A 1070-nucleotide genomic window follows, 5' to 3' on the forward strand; every position below is an offset into this window, starting at 1 on the left:
AGTAACTTGTAAATGTGTTCCTGTCCATAAAGCAGTACGATAGGTATTGTTTTGTTTAGTTGCTTCATTGATATTAACAACAAATGGTTTTGGTCCATAATCTGTTAACGAAATTCTTCTATCACCGTTGGAAGGGTGAAAAGAATCAAATCTGTTTGCATGCTCTATCTCATTAGGAAAAGTACAATAAACAGACTGTCTTCCATAGTTATACATTGGTATTGGTACATTAACATAATAAAGATATTGATATGGATATATATAAGGATTATAGTGCATTTTCCCCAATCCTTTCACGTTTTTACAAAATTATTCTATGCACTTGTTAAAGAAATGTACTTAGATTCAAGGTGACTTATTAAAAACACATGAATACGTTATACAAATCTAGTATACATAACGTCTCATTATCGGCAGCAAGGAAAAAGCGGAATCCATTGATATAATAAGGATTCCGCTTTTTCTTTGTTTGTCATCCTATGCATGATTTTATACATTGTTGAGATACTATGGTTTTTCCGGTTTACGAATGTCCTGTATTAGTACAAAAAATTGTATAAAATCTTGTATAAAAAAGATTGATAATTTTAAAACAAAGTTTGATGAAAAACTTTGTTGATATAGTTTTTTTCTTTTGATTTTTAAACTTCAATTGTATTGTTAAGTTAAAGGTCCATTTAATGAAATAAGTGTTTTAGGCTAAAAATCTTTCTTTACAAAAGTCACTTTGAATTTTAAGTACATTGACTTAACCAGTGCATAGGATAATTTTATAAAATTGTGAAGGATTGAGAAAAATGCACTATATTCCTTTTATGTATCGATATCAATATCCTTATTATGCTAATGTATCAATGTATAACTATGGAAGACAGTCTGTTTACTGGAATTTTCCTAATGAGATAGATTATACAAACAGATTTGATTTTTTTCGTTTTTCCAATGGTGATGGAAGTATTTCGTTAAAAGATTATGGATCAGAACCATTTGTTGTTAATATCAATGAAGCAGCAAAGCAAAATAATACGTATCGTACTGCTTTATGGACAGGAACACATTTACAAGTTACC

2 pseudogenes are annotated in these 1070 nt (G+C 29.0%); one reads left to right on the plus strand and one right to left on the minus strand.

The window, feature by feature from the left end:
• Positions 1–279: pseudogene (locus AC2ETI_RS32540) on the minus strand (hypothetical protein); the annotation flags it as partial.
• Between the two features lie 518 nt (positions 280–797).
• Here AC2ETI_RS32540 and AC2ETI_RS32545 point away from each other — a divergent pair.
• A pseudogene (locus AC2ETI_RS32545) lies at positions 798–1070 on the plus strand (hypothetical protein); the annotation flags it as partial.

It is taken from the genome of Rhodococcus sp. MurmanLake-1 (genome assembly GCF_056945715.1).